General features: G+C 70.0%; 15 protein-coding genes. 1 reads left to right on the forward strand and 14 read right to left on the reverse strand.

Annotated elements, in window-relative coordinates:
- Window positions 1–21: 21 nt before the first annotated feature.
- The 8 genes from fabG to AAIL17_RS07945 form a co-directional block, all read right to left on the reverse strand.
- Entirely contained in the window at window positions 22–759 is a 738-nt protein-coding gene (gene fabG / locus AAIL17_RS07910) for a 3-oxoacyl-ACP reductase FabG (RefSeq protein WP_424682283.1), read from the reverse strand.
- The gene (locus AAIL17_RS07915) at window positions 756–1,196 is read right to left on the reverse strand and encodes a phosphotransferase (protein WP_424682284.1); all 441 of its coding nucleotides are present in this window, start codon (window positions 1,194–1,196) and stop codon (window positions 756–758) included. Before AAIL17_RS07915 ends, fabG begins: the two co-directional genes overlap by 4 nt.
- Complete coding sequence (locus tag AAIL17_RS07920; RefSeq protein ID WP_424682285.1) at window positions 1,180–3,513, reverse strand: MMPL family transporter; 2,334 nt, start codon at window positions 3,511–3,513, stop codon at window positions 1,180–1,182. The genes AAIL17_RS07915 and AAIL17_RS07920 overlap by 17 nt, the downstream gene beginning before the upstream one ends.
- Window positions 3,514–3,530: 17 nt before the next feature.
- Window positions 3,531–4,169 (reverse strand): LolA-related protein, encoded by a 639-nt coding sequence (locus AAIL17_RS07925; RefSeq protein ID WP_424682286.1) that lies wholly within the window; start codon window positions 4,167–4,169, stop codon window positions 3,531–3,533.
- Complete coding sequence (locus tag AAIL17_RS07930) at window positions 4,093–5,046, reverse strand: acyltransferase (RefSeq protein WP_424682287.1); 954 nt, start codon at window positions 5,044–5,046, stop codon at window positions 4,093–4,095. The genes AAIL17_RS07925 and AAIL17_RS07930 overlap by 77 nt, the downstream gene beginning before the upstream one ends.
- A complete protein-coding gene (locus AAIL17_RS07935; RefSeq protein WP_424682288.1) occupies window positions 5,043–5,345 on the reverse strand; it encodes a hydroxymyristoyl-ACP dehydratase in 303 nt (100 codons plus the stop codon). The genes AAIL17_RS07930 and AAIL17_RS07935 overlap by 4 nt, the downstream gene beginning before the upstream one ends.
- Entirely contained in the window at window positions 5,342–6,046 is a 705-nt protein-coding gene (locus AAIL17_RS07940; RefSeq protein ID WP_424682289.1) for a xanthomonadin biosynthesis protein, read from the reverse strand. The genes AAIL17_RS07935 and AAIL17_RS07940 overlap by 4 nt, the downstream gene beginning before the upstream one ends.
- Window positions 6,047–6,132: 86 nt before the next feature.
- Complete coding sequence (locus AAIL17_RS07945; protein ID WP_424682290.1) at window positions 6,133–6,402, reverse strand: phosphopantetheine-binding protein; 270 nt, start codon at window positions 6,400–6,402, stop codon at window positions 6,133–6,135.
- A gap of 91 nt (window positions 6,403–6,493) precedes the next feature.
- Here AAIL17_RS07945 and AAIL17_RS07950 point away from each other — a divergent pair, with 91 nt between their 5' ends.
- Window positions 6,494–7,486, forward strand: coding sequence for a pteridine-dependent deoxygenase (locus tag AAIL17_RS07950; RefSeq protein ID WP_424682291.1), 993 nt, complete (start codon window positions 6,494–6,496; stop codon window positions 7,484–7,486).
- A 53-nt stretch (window positions 7,487–7,539) separates the two neighbouring features.
- Here the strand turns inward: AAIL17_RS07950 and glmU are convergent, their stop codons facing one another.
- From glmU to atpG, 6 genes are all read right to left on the reverse strand, one after another.
- Window positions 7,540–8,916, reverse strand: a complete 1,377-nt coding sequence (glmU, locus tag AAIL17_RS07955) for a bifunctional UDP-N-acetylglucosamine diphosphorylase/glucosamine-1-phosphate N-acetyltransferase GlmU (RefSeq protein WP_424682292.1) — start codon at window positions 8,914–8,916, stop codon at window positions 7,540–7,542.
- Window positions 8,917–8,981: 65 nt separating this feature from the next.
- On the reverse strand, window positions 8,982–10,064 hold the full coding sequence (locus tag AAIL17_RS07960; RefSeq protein WP_424682293.1) for a DUF748 domain-containing protein: 1,083 nt from the start codon (window positions 10,062–10,064) through the stop codon (window positions 8,982–8,984).
- 73 nt (window positions 10,065–10,137) lie between these two features.
- On the reverse strand, window positions 10,138–10,656 hold the full coding sequence (locus AAIL17_RS07965; protein ID WP_424682294.1) for an energy transducer TonB: 519 nt from the start codon (window positions 10,654–10,656) through the stop codon (window positions 10,138–10,140).
- 270 nt (window positions 10,657–10,926) lie between these two features.
- The gene (locus AAIL17_RS07970) at window positions 10,927–11,355 is read right to left on the reverse strand and encodes a F0F1 ATP synthase subunit epsilon (protein ID WP_424682295.1); all 429 of its coding nucleotides are present in this window, start codon (window positions 11,353–11,355) and stop codon (window positions 10,927–10,929) included.
- 53 nt (window positions 11,356–11,408) lie between these two features.
- Complete coding sequence (gene atpD / locus AAIL17_RS07975) at window positions 11,409–12,842, reverse strand: F0F1 ATP synthase subunit beta (protein ID WP_424682296.1); 1,434 nt, start codon at window positions 12,840–12,842, stop codon at window positions 11,409–11,411.
- A gap of 82 nt (window positions 12,843–12,924) precedes the next feature.
- Window positions 12,925–13,842, reverse strand: a complete 918-nt coding sequence (gene atpG / locus AAIL17_RS07980) for a F0F1 ATP synthase subunit gamma (RefSeq protein WP_424682297.1) — start codon at window positions 13,840–13,842, stop codon at window positions 12,925–12,927.
- Between the last annotated feature and the right edge of the window lie 66 nt (window positions 13,843–13,908).

Raw genomic sequence — 13,908 nt, forward strand, 5'->3', positions numbered from 1 at the left:
GCGACGCGGCGCCTGTTCTCTTTAGGCCATGCCGCCGTTGATGCCGATCACCTGGCCATTGATGTAAGCGGCGGCCTCCGAGCAGAGGAAGGCCACCAGCGCGGCCACTTCCTCCGGTTTGCCGGCGCGCTGCGCCGGCACCATCTCGCGAATGCGCTCGGGCGGGAAGGTTTCGCCAATCATGCGGCCTTCGATCACGCCCGGCGCAACCACGTTGGCGGTGATGCCGCGCGAGCCCATCTCGCGCGCCAGCGATTTCACCGCGCCGTGCAGGCCAGCCTTCGCCGCCGCGTAGTTGGCCTGGCCGCGATTGCCGATCTGGCCGGCCACGGATCCCACCGCCACCACGCGGCCGAAACGCGCGCGCGCCATCGGCAGCAGCAGCGGTTGCACCACGTTGAAGAAGCCGTTGAGCGAGATGTCGATCACCCGCTGCCATTGATCGGCACGCATGCCGGCCATCGGCGCGTCGTCGTGCACGCCGGCGTTGCTGACCACCGCATGGACCGGGCCCTCGGCAAGCAGGCCCTCCAGTGCAGCTTGCGCGGCGCCGGCATCGGTGACGTCGAAGGCGGCCGCATGCGCCTGTCCGCCCGCCGCGCGGATCGCCGCCACGACCGCTTCGGCACGCTCCGGGGCGCGGTTGGCATGCACGATCACGTGGTAGCCCGCGGCGGCCAGCGCGTGGCAGATGGCGCCGCCAAGATCACCGCTGCCGCCGGTGACCAGGGCGCGACGCGGCGTGGGGTTCGTGCTCATGGCGAGGCCTCCTGGGGATGGATCACGGCTGCACGCCCGCTGGCCAGCAGCCGGCCGCCATGCTCGACGCGGAAGCCGTACTGCGCACCTGCATCGTCGGCATAGAGGCATTGCGCGTGGACGTCCAGACGTCCGTGGGTCGGGACGTGCTCGATCTGCAGCCTGACGTCGCGCAGGCTCACCAGCATGCCTGGCCGGGCGGTTTCGACGCCGCGGGCGCGCGCCAGCAGGGCGCCGTGCACGGCCATCGCCTGCGCGCCGTACTCGGCCAGATGCACCGCATGCAATCCGTGCGGGCCGCGCAGCGGGTTCCCGCGCCGCAGATGGCTTTCGCTGCTGGCGTGGAGGGTGTCGGCATCCCACGCCAGCACCGCATCGAGCAGGCACATGCCATTGGCGTGCGGGATCAGGTGCGCCCAGTCACTTTTCGGCAGCATCGTCGGCCTGCGCGTGCGGCGCCATCAGGATGGAAAGGCAGAAGTGGAAGGCCACGCCCAGGCTCACGGTCAGGCCGATGGCGCGCAGCACCGGGATGGTCGCCCAGGCCAGCATGCCGAACACCAGCAGCGCGGAGAGCACGCAGACCAGCGTGGCGTGCAGCGTGCGTCGCTGTTCGTCGGCATCGCCGGTGTCGCGCTCGAAGAACAGCGCGTAGTGCAGTCCGAGCCCGCCGGCGAGGATCAGCGCGACCAGGTGGAACAGCGAGATCTCCACGCCAGCCACGCGCTCGACCGCCAGCACCAGGAAGGTCGCCAGCGTCATCGGCGCCAGCACGTGCCAGGCGCGTCGCAGGCTGCGCAGGGCCAGGCTGATGGTCAGCACCAGCAGGATCGTGGCGACGAGCAGCGCCTGCAGGATGCGCGTGCGATAGGCGGCCACCAGCGACTCGGCTGCGGCCTTCAGGTCCAGCACGCGCACGGCACCGCGACTGTCGCGGGACAGCGCCGCGAGCGCCGCCGCATCGTGCACGCCGCTGACCGTGCCCAATCCCAGCCAGTGGCCGTCGCGCTGCACCAGCATCGCCGCCAGGCGCTGCCCCAGCGGACTGGTCGCGAACGCCTGCGGCGTGAGCGGCGGCAGGCCACGTGCGGCGTCCACGTCGGCCACGAACGGCGCGAACAGGTCACGGCGGAACGGCAGGTCGTCGGTGGCTTCGGCAAGCGACCGTTCCAGCGCCGCGTGGTCGGGCAGCCTCCGTTGGCGCGCATGCTGGGTCGCCGCGCTGGGCAGGTAGCGCGAGGGAAGTTCGATCGCGTCCACGGCATGTCGTGCGACCAGTGCATCCACCTTCGGCTCCAGCTTTTCCGACAGCGCGAGCACCGCCTCGGGCGTGGCGGCCTCCAGGACCAGCAGATAACGCACGTCCGGCGCGCCCAGCGCCGCGCGCAGGCGCGCGTCGCGCTGCAGCAGCTCGGTCGGCAACGGCGTCAGCGCCGCCAGGTCGTTCTGCCAGAACGGCCCGCGTGCCAGCGCCAGCATCGCCACGATCGCGACCGCGACCGCCCACGGGATCCAGCGCGGCCGCGGCAGCGCGTCGACCATCGTGCGCAGGCGTTTGAGCCACGGCAACACGGCGACGTCGCGCACGCGCACCGGCAACAGGTACGGCAGCAGGTAGCGCGTGCTGAAGCCGGCGGCGAGCAGGCCCACGATGGTGAATACCGCGAGCTGCTTCAGGCCGTTGACGCCGGACGCATAGAAGGCGAGGTAGGCGATGCAGGCCGAGGCGATCGCGGTGAGCAGCAGCGGCCACAGGTCGCGCACGCTGGCCACCGCATCCTCGCCGGCGCGGCGGTGGCTCAGCACGCGGATCGGGTATTCCTGCGCCACGCCGAGCAGGGTGAAGCCGAATGCCAGCGTGATGCCGTGCACCTGCGGATAGACCAACGTCAGCGCGGCGATGCCCGCGAGCGCGCCGCTGGCCACCGGCAGCGCAGCCAGCAGCAGCGAGCCTACGCTGCGGTAGGCCAGCAACAGCAGCGCGATGAAGCCGATCGTGGAGACGCGCCCGATCCAGTCGGCCTGCGTGCGCGTCTGCGTGCTGGCGACCACGCTGAAGTAGCCCGGGCCGGAGACGGCCAGCTTCGCGTCGCCGCCATCCGGCAGCGCGTGCAACGTCTGCTGGATGCCCGCGATGGCGGCCTGTTGCGCATCCGGATCGAAGCCGGCCGCACGGGTCTGCACCAGCAGCAGCGCCTCGCCCTGGGGCGAGAACCACACGCCGTCGCGGATCTGTGGCGAACGCGCCGGCGCCCAGCGCTGCGCGAGCTTGAGTACCTCCAGCGTGGGATCGCGGGGCAGCAGGCCCTTGAGCAGGCCGGCGGCCGGCGAAGAGAGATCGTCGAGGCGCTGCTCCAGTTCGTCGCGCAGGAACGGCGCATCGAGTGCATGCGTGTCCAGCGTGGGCGAGAGCAGGTAACGGTAGGGCAGCAGCTTCGGATCCAGTGCGGTGAGATCGAAGCTGCCGTTGAGCACCTGCGCGTAGCGCGGGTCGGCCTTGAGCTTCGTCGCCAGCGCCTGGCTCAGGCCCGCCAGGGTGGCCTCGTCCTTGCCGGTGATCGCCAGCAGCAGCAGGCGCGAACCGGGGCCCTCGCCCACCTGCTCCATCAGCAGCCGCTGGTCGGGGGTGGTCGGCGCAGGCATGAAGCTGCGCAGGTCCGAGCTGACCTGCAGGTGCCTGGCCACCCACAGCCCCAGCAGGGCGAGCACCAGCAGCCATCCGCCCAGCAGCGCGGCGCGTGCGCGCAGGGGCATGCTAGGCCGGCCGCTGCTCATCGGCCCCGGCAGAGCGTGGCCAGCGCCTCGCGCGTCGGCTCGGCCGGCATCTTCGCCGCCAGGCTGCCGAGCAGGTCGACGGCCACGTCGCCGTCGGCTTCCTGCATCCACATGCAACGCGCTTCCTTGCCTTCACCGTCGATGCGGATGGTCGCCACGGTGCGCGCCACGTCCAGGTCGCGCGGGGTGAGGGTGAGCGCCCAGGCGCCGCTGGCGTCGCCGCTGCGGGCGATCGCGAAAGCCTTGCGCAGGCGGCCGGCATCGCCGCCCAGCAGCGCCACGAAACTGTCCACCAGCACCTTCAACTGCGGCGCGCGTTCGAGCGAGAAGCTGCGTTCGCCCTTGCCCTCGCGCTGCTGGCTGACCTTGCCGTCGGCGATGCGCGCGGTTTCCTCGTGCGGCCGGGTGACGTGGCGCTCGAGCGTGTCGCCGCCCAGCCAGGCCAGCTCGCCGGAGACCACCAGCGGGCGGTCGAGCACCTGCATGAAGCGCGCCTCGGCAAAGGCCGTGCGCGCCGGGGCGGGCCGGCCGAGCGCGCCGATCAGCGCATCGGTGGCGTCAGGTGCCGAGGCGGCCGCCGAGCAGCTCAGGGCCAGGGTGCACAGGAGCGCGCCGATCTTGCTGCCAGAAGTCATAGAAGTTGAACCAGTTGTAGGGGGCCACGTGCACGTAATGCTCCAGCCGCTCGGCGTAACGGGCGATGAGCGCGTCCAGGGCCGGCCCGCGCTGGTGGCGCGGGATGTCCACCTGGTCGGCCATCGGCTCGAACACCAGGCGATAGCGCCGCCCGCCCAGGTACAGGCCGAAGCACAGCACGACAGGCACCTTCAGCGAATGCGCCAGGAGCCACGGGCCGACCGGGAACGGCGCGTTCTGGCCGAGGAACGGCGCATGCCGCAGCGCCTCGTGGCTGCGTCCGCGATCGGCCAGCAGCGCCACCAGCGCGCCCTGCTGACAGGCCTCGGCGATCGCCAGGGTGATCGAGGTGCCATCCTGCGAAGCGTCGATCACGCAGGCGCCCACCTCCGGCGCCAGCGCCTCGAGCAGTTCGGTCATCGCCGGGGTCTTCTGCTTGTCCAGCAGCACGCGCAACGGCATTTCCGGGCGGCGCGCGCCGATCGCGCGCAGCGCCTCGAAACTGCCCTGGTGCGAGCCGAACAGCAGCACGCCGCGGCCCTGCGCCAGACGCTCGTCGAGCATCTCCAGGCCGACCGTCTCGATCTCGAAATTCTTCTCGCCGTGGGCGAGCAGGAAGATCCGGTCCATGATCGTGGCGGCAAAACAGTGGATGTGCCGCATGACCTGCCAGGCCGAGGCGCGGCGGCCGAACACGCGGCTCAGGTAGGCGCGCGAGGCGGCGCGTTCGGGGCCGCGGCGCAGGAAGAAGTACAGCGTGATCGGATACAGGAACAGCCGGCCGAACCGCCGCCCGCCGTACAGCGCGATGTTGCGGATCAGCCACAGCGCGAAGCGTCCGCCGCCTTCGGGCCGGCTTTGCCAGTGATGGGTCATGCGTCCGTCGCTCCCTCGACCAGGCCGCGCGCCAGCAGGGTGCCGTCGCGGCGCAGCTCGAAGCGTACCTGCGTCCCCGCCGGCGTCAATCGAAGTTCGGCGGTCTGCTCCGGCTCCAGCGGCGCGACGAACTTGGCCTCGCGCACGCAGGCCAGCCGCTCGCCGCGCCAGGCGCGCAGCGCGTCGGCGACCCGTTCGAGCAGCAGCACGCCGGCGACCAGCGGGCGGCCCGGGAAATGGCCCGGCAGGCTCGGGTGGTCGGCCGGGAAGCGCAGCGTGGTGTGGTAGCCGTCGGTCATGGCGCGCGGTTCCTGCCGCGTATCAGCTGGGGCCAGCGTAGCGCCAGCCGGTGCAACAGGGCATGCAGGCCTAGGTGCGGCAGGTGCCGCAGATGCCAGCGGCGAAACAGATACTCCAGCACGAACACCGCGGCCAGCAGCAGGTAGACGCCCAGGTGCACGTAACCCTGCACCCAGGCCTGCGGCACCGGCCATGGCGAAGCGACGCCCAGCCGAAGCAGCAGGCCGCCGGGCACCTGGCAGGACAGCAGCACGCCCAGCCACATCGCCTGGGCGGTCAACAGCACGGTCCAGAAGGCGGTGAGGTGACGCGCGTAGCGGGCGATGCCAGGCATGGCCAGCCGCGGCGCGCCCTCGATCGCCTCGATGAACTGCGCCACCAGTGGCTGCCGGCCGGCGCGCAGGGTGCGCCCGAAGATCCAGGCCAGCAGCAGGTTCAGCAACACCGGCACGGCATCGAGCGCCAGCGCGGCCAGGCCACGCGCGGCAAGCCAGGCCATCGCCGCAAGCAGGCCCAGCCAGAGCAGCCACGCGCCGGGCTGGCGATTGCGCAGCGCCGGCCACAGCAGCAGGCCCAGCAACAGCGCGAGCGCGGCCAGCGACAGGGATTGCCGATGCAGCAACGCGCCGGCGAGCGCCAGCAGCGGATAGGCGAGCAGCAGCGGCAGCGGGCGCCCACCGGGGCGCCGGGAATCGGACATGACGTGCGCGTACATCTAGGATTGGAGAGGGTGATGGTCCGCGCAACGGGTTGGCGGACGCGTCACGGCGACGCGCACGCGCGGGCTCAGGCCGCGCGGTTCTGCTCGATATGCGCCGAGAGCGTGGCCAGGCTGGTGAAGATGCGCTTGTTGTCCGGGTTGTCCGAGCGCAACTGGAAGCCGTATCGCTTGGATACCGCCAGCGCGATTTCCAGCGCGTCGATCGAATCCAGCCCCAGTTCGCCGCCGAACAGCGGCGCGTCCGGCCCGATCTGCTCCGGTGCGACCGATTCCAGGTTCAGGCTCTGGACGATCAAGGTGGCCAGCTCGTGCTGGGCCGCGGTCTGTTCTGCCATGCGAAATTCCGTACCCCATGTGTTGCCTCCCCCCGGCGGCAGCAGGCGCGGAGTGTAACATAGCGGCCCTGTTGCTCCTGGTTCGCATTGCATGATGCAGGGTTGTGAAAACGTGCTGGCCGAGGCGCTCCCGCGCCGCGCGCCGCGGGTCGCCTACCGCAGCGGCGAGGTGGCTTCGGTGCTGGCCGAGCACGGCACGCTGGCGGTGTTCGGTTTCGGCAGCGGCGTGCCCGCGAGCGAGGATCCGCGCTGGTTGCGGGTGGCGCTGGAAAGCTTCGACGCCCCCGCGCCGCTGGAGCTGTGGCAGGTCGACGCCGAGGTCGTCCACGGCCGCGACGGCGACGTGCGCTGGGCCGCCGGCGGCGGCTGGCTGTTCGCCGCGGTGGAGCTGGACGAGGCGGTACATGGCGGGCCCGGCGGCGCGGCCACCCACGCCTACCAGGCGCTGCGCCGGCTGGTCGAGGGTCGCGCCGAGCGGCACGTGCTGCGGGTGTGGAACTACCTGGAGGCGATCAACCGCGGCGAAGGCGACGCCGAGCGTTACAAGCAGTTCTGCGAGGGCCGCGCGACCGGCATGGGCGCCTTCTTCGCCGAAGGTTTTCCCGCCGCCACGGCGATCGGCCACCACGGCCCGGCCGGCCGCCTGCAGGTCTACCTGCTGGCCTGCGACCAGCCGGGCGAGCGCATCGAGAACCCGCGCCAGGTCAGCGCCTGGTGCTACCCGCGCCAGTACGGCCGCACGCCGCCGAGCTTCGCCCGCGCGATGCTGCTGCCGGCGCAGGATGCGCTGGCGATTTCCGGTACCGCCGCGGTAGTGGGCCACGCCTCCGCGCACGAGGACGACCTGCAGGCGCAACTGGAGGAAACCTTCACCAACCTCGAGGCGCTGCTGACGCGCGGCCGCCTGGCGCCCGGCTTCGACACGCAATCGCCGTTGAAGGCCTACGTGCGCCATCCGGCCGATGCCGCGCAGGTGCGCGAGTTCATCGCCGGCCGCCTGCCTGGCGTGCCGGTGCTGCTGCTGCACGGCGACATCTGCCGCAGCGAACTGCTGGTGGAAATCGACGGCTGGCGTTACGCGTAAGCCCACCATCCCGGCGGAGTGCGGTGGGCTGAAGCCCACCCTACACAGGTCACCTAGGCGGGCCTGGGCTTTTTGGTGGGACGCCTAAAGCCGGGAATGGTCTGCTGCCGCCCGCGCGCGAGGGTCAGCTCGCCGTCCGGGGCCGGCTTGGTGATCACCGAACCCGCGCCGATGGTGGCGTTGGCGCCGATCGTCACCGGCGCCACCAGCGCACTGTTGGAGCCGATGAAGGCGCCGTCGCCGATCTGCGTCAGGTGCTTGTTGACGCCGTCGTAGTTGCAGGTGATGGTGCCGGCGCCCACGTTCACGCCGGCGCCGATCCGCGCATCGCCGAGATAGCTGAGGTGGTTGGCCTTGCTGCCCTCGCCCAGGCTGGCCTTCTTGGTTTCCACGAAATTGCCCACGTGCACGCCGGCGGCCAGCTCGGTGCCCGTGCGCAGCCGCGAGAACGGGCCGATGGTGCAGGCGCCGTGGGTGACCACGCCCTCCAGGTCGCAGTGCGCCAGCACCACGGTGCCGGCTGCCAGCTCGACGTCCTTCAGCCGCACGAACGGCCCTACGCGCACCTCGTCGCCCAGTGCCACGCGACCTTCCAGGATCACGTCGATATCCAGTTCCACGTCCATGCCCGCCTGCACCTGCCCGCGCACCTCGATGCGCGCCGGGTCGGCCATGCGCACACCCGCGAGCAGCAACTCCCGCGCCGCGCGGCGGCGGTGATGGCCTTCCAGTCCGGCGAGCTGGAGCGGATCGTTGGCGCCGGCCGCCTCGATGGGATCGTTGCATTCGATGCAGGCGGCCGGCCGCCCTTCCGCCGCCGCCATGGCGAAGACGTCGGTGAGGTAGTACTCGCCCTGCGCGTTGTTGCGGTCCAGCCGCTCGATCCAGCCGCGCAGCGCGGCGGCCTCGCCGGCGAGGATGCCGGTGTTGACCAGCCGGATCGCGCGCTGGGCGGCATCGGCATCCTTCTCCTCGACCACCCCGGCGACGCGGCCGTCCGTATCGCGCAGCACGCGGCCGTAGCCGTGCGGATCGTCCAGTGCGGTGACCAGCAGGGCCAGGCCTTCGGCGCCGGCCAGCGGCGCCAGCGTTTCGGCGCGCAGCAGCGGCACGTCGCCGTACAGCACCAGTACGCGCGCGTCGTCGGGAATGTGCGCCAGAGCCTGCGCCAGCGCATGGCCGGTGCCCAGGCGCTCGGCCTGCTCGACCCAGTCGATGTCCGGATCGGCGGCGAAGGCCTGGTGCACCTGCTCGCCGGCATGCCCGTACACCACGTGCACGGTGGCCGGCGACAATGCCCGCGCGGTGGCCAGCACGTGGGCCAGCAGCGGCCGGCCGGCCAGCGGCATCAGCACCTTGGGCTTGCGCGATTTCATGCGCTTGCCCTCGCCGGCGGCGAGGATCACGACGTGCAGCGGCGAAGCAGGCATGCGGGTTCCGGGTGGAAGCGATCGATGGTCCGGCAGGATAGCAGTGCGTCCGCGAAGCAGGCCGGTCAGTCCTGCTTCTCGGGTGCGGGCTTGAGGCCCTCCAGCTTGGGCGTGTAGGCCTGCACGAAGGCGTTGTGCAGCACGTTGATGACCGCCCGCCAGGTGCCGATGTCCTTGTCGTCGATGCGGCCGCTGATCGGCACGCGGGTGGCGAACTGGTCCTCCTTGTGGTTCTTGAACAGCCAGGTGATGCCGCTGGCGATCGCCTCCCATGCGACCCGCAGCGGGTTCTCCTTCTCCTGCTCGACGTCCTGCTTCCAGCTGAACACCTTGACGTCGTGCAGCAGCGGCTTGGCGTAGCCGTTGAGCTGGCCGCCCTGCGCCTCGAGCTGCATCACGAAGGTGCCCTGGCCGCCGGCGAAATCCAGCTTGGCGTAGGCACGTGCCAGGTCGTTCAGGCGTTCGAGCTGGATGTCGCGGATGCGCAGGGCGAGGGTGAAGTCGAGCAGCCGCTCGTCCAGGGGATCGAAGTTCGCCTTGGCCATCAGCGGCGCGTCGCCGAGTACCTTGGCGGTGGCGTCGAGATCGGCGGCGCGGCGGCCCTGGCTGCGGTCGGCGTTGCTCAGGTTGACCACCGTCGCCTCCACGTCGGTCATCTTCATGTCCACCTTCGGATGCGACACGAAGTTGTGGAAGGTCACCTGGCTGTCGTGGATCCTCACTTCGTCCAGGCGGATCGGTATCAGGCCTTCCAGTTGCTTGCGCCAATCCACGCCCGTGCCGGCCTGGCTGGGCGCCTTGTCGCCGCCATCGACGAAGTTGAGGCTGGCATGGTCGAACTCGACGCGGGCGCGGACGGTGCCGTGGGTGAGCGCACGCCAGCTGACTGCGATGTCCGTGGTGGCGGCGGAGAAGAACGGCACCGGCACCTTGCCGTCGACCTTGTCGATGCGCAGGTCGCCGAGACTGTAGGCGCCGCGCCACAGGTGGATGTCCACGTCGGCGACCTGGCCGTGGTAATCGCCCATGCGGTCCATCTTGCGGTTGAGGTAGTCCTTGACCACGTACGGCAGCACCAGGCGTGCCACCACCAGCAGCGCGACGACGACCAGCACGACGGCCAGCGTGCGGCGGGCGACGTGTTTCATGCGCACTCCTGAGGCCCAGTCTGCCTCGGAGTCTAGGCGCGCGAGTGTGGGCGCGGCGTCCAGAGCGACGCGGTCATCGCGCCGCCTGCTGGGGGCCGGACGTCACCGAGGTATGGCCGTGTTCGCAGCGGAAGGTGAACACGTAGTCGAGGCTGAAGGGCTTGGCCTCGGTATCCACCGGATGGCTGGTGCCATCGGCGTCGGCGGCCCAACGGGTAATCGTCAGCGGGGTGTAGCGCCAGCCTTGGACGGCCCGGCGCACGGCGTCGGCGAAAGCCCGCTGCGTGGCCGGCGGGTTCATGCGCACCTCGTCGACGTTGCCCTGCGTGCCGACGATCACCCGCGCCGGCAGCTCGATCCGCGCCGGGCAGGTGGTGAGCATGGCATCGGGATAAGCGGGTGGATCGTGCGCTTCGAGCGTCGCGCCCATGGCGACCTGGCCCAAGGCGAGGTTGTAGTGCGCCAGGCCCGTATCGTTCGCGGTGCGGTAGCTGGCCGAACCGACGCCGGGCTCGGTGGACGGCTTCCGGGCCGTATGGGCGCATCCGGCCAGCAGCGTGGCGGCGGCGAGCAGCGTGATGGCGCGGGTCATGGTCGGTCCTTCCTGGAGGCTCGGGCCAGCCTAGCCGGGAGCGCCGCAGGCGCCAATCCATGGGGTGCGCTCCGCTTTCCCTCCCTCCGGTGAGCGACCGGGGTGAGGAGCCCAGCTTACGAGGAAGCTCGGTGAGAGATGGCTTGGAAGCGGACCTTCCGCAAGAGTGGCCTCCCACCCTGACCCTCCCTCGGAGGGAAGAGGGAACTGGAGACTGCGGAAACGAAAACGCCGGCGCGAGGCCGGCGTTTTCTTCGGGCTTGGCAGCCGTCAGTGCTTGAGGTTCTTGCGCAGGCGCTCGAGCGCCTGCAGCTGGGTCAGCGCGGCGACCAGCTTGGCCTGCGCCTCGGCCACATCGATGGCGTCGGAGCGGTTGGCCAGGGCGTCTTCGGCTTCCTTCTTGGCGGCCAGCGCGGCAGCCTCGTCGATTTCCTCGGAACGCACGGCCGTGTCGGCCAGCACGGTGACCGCGTGTGGCTGTACTTCCAGGATGCCGCCGCCGGTGACCGAGATGTCGACCTTCTCGCCGCCGGCCTCGGTCACGACGACCTTACCGGGCTTCAGGCGGGTGATCAGCGGGGCGTGGCGGGGCGTGATGCCCAGCTCGCCCTGGTCGCCGGTGGCGACGACCATCGTGGCCTCGCCCGAATAGATCGCGGCTTCGGCGCTGACGACTTCGACGCGGATGGTGGTTGCCATGGTGGTGTCTCGTTCTGCTCAGGGGAAGGCGGGCCGGACGGCCCGCCGTCGGATCAGGCCGCCTTCTTGGCGGACATTTCCTCGCCCTTCTTGATCGCCTCGTCGATGCCGCCGACCATGTAGAACGCCTGCTCCGGCAGGTGGTCCACGTCGCCATCCACGATCATCTTGAAGCCGCGGATGGTCTCGGCCAGCGACACGTACTTGCCCGGCGCGCCGGTGAACACCTCGGCCACGTGGAACGGCTGGCTGAAGAAGCGCTCGCACTTGCGCGCGCGCGACACGACCTGCTTGTCTTCCTCGGACAGCTCGTCCATGCCCAGGATCGCGATGATGTCCTTGAGCTCCTTGTAGCGCTGCAGCGTGCCCTGCACGCGGCGGGCGACGTCGTAATGCTCGGCGCCGATGACGTTCGGATCGAGCTGGCGGCTGGTCGAGTCCAGCGGGTCCACCGCCGGGTAGATGCCCAGCGCGGCGATGTTGCGCGACAGCACCACGGTCGCATCCAAGTGGGCGAAGGTGGTCGCCGGCGACGGGTCGGTCAGGTCGTCCGCGGGCACGTACACGGCCTGAATCGAGGTGATCGAGCCGGTCTTGGTCGAGGTGATGCGTTCCTGCAGCACGCCCATTTCCTCGGCCAGGGTCGGCTGGTAGCCCACCGCCGACGGCATACGGCCGAGCAGCGCGGACACCTCGGTACCGGCCAGGGTGTAACGGTAGATGTTGTCGACGAACAGCAGCACGTCCTTGCCCTTGCCCGATGCGTCCTTCTGGTCGCGGAAGTACTCGGCCATGGTCAGGCCGGTCAGCGCGACGCGCAGACGGTTGCCCGGCGGCTCGTTCATCTGGCCGTAGACCATCGCCACCTTCGACTCGGGCAGGTTGTCGAGCTTGACCACGCCCGCGTCCTGCATCTCGTGGTAGAAGTCGTTGCCCTCGCGGGTACGCTCACCCACGCCGGCGAACACCGACAGGCCCGCGTGCTGGGTCGCGATGTTGTTGATCAGTTCGAGCATGTTGACGGTCTTGCCCACGCCGGCGCCGCCGAACAGGCCGACCTTGCCGCCCTTGGCGAACGGGCAGACCAGGTCGATCACCTTGATGCCGGTTTCCAGCAGCTCATTGGCGGCAGCCTGCTCGTCGTAGGTCGGCGCCTCGCGGTGGATGACCCAGTGGTCTTCCGCGTTGATCGGGCCGACTTCGTCGATGGGGTTGCCGAGCACGTCCATGATGCGGCCGAGCGTGGCGGCACCGACCGGCACCTTGATGCCTTCGCCGGTGTTGTGCGCGACCAGGCCGCGGCGCAGGCCTTCGGTGGAGCCCAGCGCGATGGTACGGACGACGCCGTCGCCCAGCACCTGCTGGACCTCCAGCGTGATGTCCATGCCGTCGATCTTCAGTGCGTCGTACACCTGCGGCACCTGATCGCGCGCGAACTCGACGTCGATGACCGCGCCGATGATCTGAACAACTTTGCCCTGGCTCATGGATGTGCTCCGGATGGATCTTTTCAGTGTCTGTTTTCGGCGCCGCTACGCGTCGCCACGAGTGATTGTTTGAGGCGCTGCCTTAGACCGCCGCGGCGCCGCCGACGATCTCGGAAATTTCCTGGGTGATCGCGGCCTGGCGTGCCTTGTTGTAGCTGAGCGTCAGTTCGGCGATGACCTTGTTGGCGTTGTCCGAGGCGCTCTTCATGGCGACCATGCGTGCCGCGTGCTCGCTGGCAAGGTTCTCCAGCACGCCCTGGTACACCACCGACTCGATGTAGCGGCCGAGCACGTGCTCGAGCACCGCGGCGGCATCGGGTTCGTAGATGTAGTCCCAGTCGTGGGTCTGTTCCAGCGTGATGCCGGCATAGGCCGACTCGCCCGCCTGCTGGTGTGCGGCCAGCTCGGCCGCCACCAGCGGCAGCGGCAGCAGCGCGTCGACCATCGGCTTCTGCGTCATGGTGTTGACGAAGTCGTTGTAGGCCAGGAACACGCGGTCCAGGCCGTTGGCCGCATAGGCGTCCAGCACGACCTTGATCACGCCGACCAGCTGCTCGAGCTTGGGCCGCTCGCCCAGGTGGCTGACGCTGCCGACCAGGTTGACGCCCTTGATGCGGCGGAAGAACTGGATCGCCTTCTGGCCGATGGCGACAACGTCGACCTGCACACCCTTGTCCTGCCACTCGCGCACGGCCGGCAGCACGCGGCGGAAAAGGTTGGAGTTCAGGCCGCCGCAGAGGCCGCGGTCGGTGGAGATCACGATGAAGGCCACGCGCGTCACGTTCTCGCGCTCGACCAGGAACGGATGCTTGAAGTCCGTGTTGGCCTGGGCCACGTGGGCGATCACCCGGCGCATCATCCGCGCATACGGACGCGAGGCCTTCATCAGGTCCTGCGCCTTGCGGATCTTCGAGGCCGAGACCATCTCGAGCGCACGCGTCACCTTGCGCATGTTCTGCGTGCTCTTGATCTTGGTTTTGATTTCGCGTCCGCTTGCCATCTGTCTGCTCTTGGGTTCGACCTGCGTGGGGCGGACTCAATGTCCGCCGTCAACGTGCGCGGCGGG

Origin of the sequence: Frateuria sp. YIM B11624 (assembly GCF_049727805.1) — a bacterium.
Classification (GTDB): Bacteria; Pseudomonadota; Gammaproteobacteria; order Xanthomonadales; family Rhodanobacteraceae; genus Frateuria_A.

Bases quoted from the DNA above. Each gene is read 5' to 3' on its own strand.
- fabG (WP_424682283.1), bottom strand. From the start codon at position 759: ATGAGCACGAACCCCACGCCGCGTCGCGCCCTGGTCACCGGCGGCAGC.
- AAIL17_RS07915 (WP_424682284.1), bottom strand. From the start codon at position 1,196: ATGCTGCCGAAAAGTGACTGGGCGCACCTGATCCCGCACGCCAATGGC.
- AAIL17_RS07920 (WP_424682285.1), bottom strand. From the start codon at position 3,513: ATGCCCCTGCGCGCACGCGCCGCGCTGCTGGGCGGATGGCTGCTGGTG.
- AAIL17_RS07925 (WP_424682286.1), bottom strand. From the start codon at position 4,169: ATGACTTCTGGCAGCAAGATCGGCGCGCTCCTGTGCACCCTGGCCCTG.
- AAIL17_RS07930 (WP_424682287.1), bottom strand. From the start codon at position 5,046: ATGACCCATCACTGGCAAAGCCGGCCCGAAGGCGGCGGACGCTTCGCG.
- AAIL17_RS07935 (WP_424682288.1), bottom strand. From the start codon at position 5,345: ATGACCGACGGCTACCACACCACGCTGCGCTTCCCGGCCGACCACCCG.
- AAIL17_RS07940 (WP_424682289.1), bottom strand. From the start codon at position 6,046: ATGTCCGATTCCCGGCGCCCCGGTGGGCGCCCGCTGCCGCTGCTGCTC.
- AAIL17_RS07945 (WP_424682290.1), bottom strand. From the start codon at position 6,402: ATGGCAGAACAGACCGCGGCCCAGCACGAGCTGGCCACCTTGATCGTC.
- AAIL17_RS07950 (WP_424682291.1), top strand. From the start codon at position 6,494: ATGATGCAGGGTTGTGAAAACGTGCTGGCCGAGGCGCTCCCGCGCCGC.
- glmU (WP_424682292.1), bottom strand. From the start codon at position 8,916: ATGCCTGCTTCGCCGCTGCACGTCGTGATCCTCGCCGCCGGCGAGGGC.
- AAIL17_RS07960 (WP_424682293.1), bottom strand. From the start codon at position 10,064: ATGAAACACGTCGCCCGCCGCACGCTGGCCGTCGTGCTGGTCGTCGTC.
- AAIL17_RS07965 (WP_424682294.1), bottom strand. From the start codon at position 10,656: ATGACCCGCGCCATCACGCTGCTCGCCGCCGCCACGCTGCTGGCCGGA.
- AAIL17_RS07970 (WP_424682295.1), bottom strand. From the start codon at position 11,355: ATGGCAACCACCATCCGCGTCGAAGTCGTCAGCGCCGAAGCCGCGATC.
- atpD (WP_424682296.1), bottom strand. From the start codon at position 12,842: ATGAGCCAGGGCAAAGTTGTTCAGATCATCGGCGCGGTCATCGACGTC.
- atpG (WP_424682297.1), bottom strand. From the start codon at position 13,842: ATGGCAAGCGGACGCGAAATCAAAACCAAGATCAAGAGCACGCAGAAC.